3 protein-coding genes are annotated in these 2,479 nt (G+C 75.6%); all 3 read right to left on the bottom strand.

Annotated features, from left to right (window positions below; all coding sequences use genetic code 11):
* Window positions 1-40: 40 nt before the first annotated feature.
* Entirely contained in the window at window positions 41-766 is a 726-nt protein-coding gene (locus ACFUEL_RS38425; protein WP_380242667.1) for a carbohydrate-binding module family 20 domain-containing protein, read from the bottom strand.
* A 143-nt stretch (window positions 767-909) separates the two neighbouring features.
* Complete coding sequence (locus ACFUEL_RS38420) at window positions 910-1,326, bottom strand: sortase domain-bontaining protein (protein ID WP_380242668.1); 417 nt, start codon at window positions 1,324-1,326, stop codon at window positions 910-912.
* Between the two features lie 180 nt (window positions 1,327-1,506).
* Window positions 1,507-2,479, bottom strand: a 973-nt coding sequence (locus tag ACFUEL_RS38415) for a universal stress protein (protein ID WP_380242665.1), incomplete at its 5' end; no start/stop codon positions are given.

The raw sequence follows: 2,479 nt of genomic DNA, 5'->3' as shown, positions 1-2,479 counted from the left end.
GGACCTCGACGTCCGGTGCCGGGCGGCCGGTGGTCCGGCCCTACGGGCGCCAGGTGTCCTGGACGGTGAAGGTGCCGGTGGGCGGGGTGGTCGCGATGCGGTTGGCGCCGCCCTCCCAGACCACGCTGCCGTCCGGGTTCTTGATCAGGTACTTGTACGCCACCGGGGTGTTGGGCGGCAGCTGCAGGCTCGCGGTCCAGGTCGGGTAGCTGCCGGAGCCGGTGGTCAGCGGGACGGCGGCGGCCGGGTTCCAGCCGCCGAGCTCGGCCAGGTCGCCGACCAGGTAGACGTTCTGCCCGTAGGCGGTGGTGGCGGTGACGCGGAAGGCCGCGGTGACCGGCGCGCCGCTGCCGACGTTCCAGCGGTCGTTGATCGCGGTGATCGTGGTCGTCGAGGCGGTCACCGTGCGGTTGGGGACGCTCTCCCAGGTCACGGCGCCGGTGCTGCTGCGGATCAGGAACTTGTACTCCGCGGTGCTGCCCTGGATGACCTGCACGTAGCCCGTCCAGGACGGGTAGGTCTGGGCGGTGGTGTGCAGCGGGACGGCCGCGGCCGGGTCCCAGTTGCCCAGCTGCGCGGTGTTCCCGCTGATCAGGACGGTGTCACCGGGGTTGGTCACGGCGGAGACCGTCACCGATATGGTCGCCTCGGCGGTGGCCGCGCCGGCCGGGGCGACGGCGCCGAACAGCCCGGTCAGCAGGGCGGCCACGAGCAGCAGAGGGCGCCACCAGGCGGTGGCCGTGGTGCGGGGCGGTGCGGTGGTCATGGGTCTTCCCGTCTCTTCTCCATCGGCGCTGACGCGGCGTCAGCGCCCGTTGATCACAACACGAAATCAACGGATGCAGCGTCGGGGTTGCCCGCCTGACGTCAAGTTCAGGTCATCTTCGTGGCTGTCTCGGCTGTTTGCCTTCAAGAAGTGGAGGCCGGGCCTTCGGCCTGGCGCCACGGGGGAGCGGAAGCCGGGTTGACGTCGAGGACATCCGCCGGTGCGCCCGGCGACATCCGGGCGTCATGAAAACCCTTGCTGCAAGATGGCGCAAAACTTTTCAATCCGAGCGGGCCGGGCGCGCACCTACGTCCGGTTTCGGGGAGTTCGCGGTCCAGCACGTAGGTGTGGACGGCCGCGGGGGTGCGCAGCACGACCGGGTCGCCGGGTTCGAGCCGGTCCGGGTGCCGGAGCGGCTCGGCGTGCCCGTTGCGGTGTGCGGCCAGGACCGGATTGCGCTGCTGGTGCGGGAGTCGGGTGTCCTCGTGGTGCCCGACGGCTCCGGAGTCGAGGACGGTGCCGCGGTCGACGCCCTCGCGGGCGGTGGAGGTGGGGGGCAGGCCGAGCTGTTCGAGACGGGGGAGGGGCGGGGTGCCGAGCTCCGCCCCCGGGCCTGCAGGGCCGGGGGCGTGCTGGACGGGCTGGTTCCGCCCGCCCGGGGCTGAGGTTCGCTCATCCGGGCGGGCGGAAACACGGGGTGGCCCCGACCGCTCGCGGTTCGCTCGCGGTCCGCGAGCGGTTCACTCGTGCGGGACCAGGACCACGGGGGCGGTGCTGTGCCGGACGGCGGCGTGGACGACCGGGCCGAGCCGGTTGCCGAGCAGGTGGGGGTGGCGGCCGAGCACCAGCAGGTCGGCGTGCTCGGCGGCGGCGAGCAGCGCGCCCGTGGCGCCGCCGAGATCGGCCTCGACGCGCAGTTCGACGTCCGGGTGGGCGGCCCTGGCGGGGGCCAGCAGGCGGTCCAGGTCGGCCTCGATCCGTCCGCCCTGGCGGGCGGCGTCGGGGTCGGGCGGCAGCCAGCCGGGCGTGGCCGCCCACAGCGGCACCATCTCCCAGCCGTGCACCGCCCGCACCCGGCCGCCGCTGCGGGCCGCCTCGGCGAGCGCGAACTCGACGGCCGGCAGCGAGGAGTCGCCCGCCAGGCCCACCACGATCTCCGGTCCGCCCGGCGCCGCGGCGGCCGACGGCGGCTCCGGGGCGGGCGGTGCGACCGCGGTGGCCGTCGTCGTCGTCGTTGCCGTTGCCGTCGCCGGCCCGGCGCCGTCCCGGACCGGGGGGTCGAGGGGGGACGGGATCGGGAGCCCGGCCGGCAGCGGCTCCGGCGATGCCACCGCCACCGGAGCTGGCGCCGCCGCCTCCGCCGTGAGCGGGGCGTCCTCCACGACCGGGTGCGCGTCCTGGTCGGCGGGCCGCTCCCGCACCAGCACCACCGGGCAGGCGGCGCGCGCGGCGACGGACAGGGCCACCGAGCCGCCCAGCAGGTCGGTGACGGTGCCCGGTCCGTGCGAGCCGAGCACCGCCAGGTCGTAGTCCGCGGCGGCCTCGACCAGGATGTCGGCCGGGTCGCCCGCGGCGGCCTGGGTGGCCACTGCCAAGTCCGGCCGGGCGGACAGCAGGTCCGCCGCGAGGGCCTCCAGGTCGTCGTGCTCGGCCTGCTGGGCCGGATCGGCGCCCGGACCCTCCGGGGCGGCCGTCCCCAGCCAGGGCCAGACC

Source organism: Kitasatospora sp. NPDC057198 (assembly GCF_042670125.1).
Classification (GTDB): Bacteria; Actinomycetota; Actinomycetes; order Streptomycetales; family Streptomycetaceae; genus Kitasatospora.
Note: the sequence above shows the minus strand (reverse complement) of the source record. Positions and strands in the feature narration are given on the sequence as shown.

Bases quoted from the DNA above. Each gene is read 5' to 3' on its own strand.
- ACFUEL_RS38425 (WP_380242667.1), bottom strand. From the start codon at position 766: ATGACCACCGCACCGCCCCGCACCACGGCCACCGCCTGGTGGCGCCCT.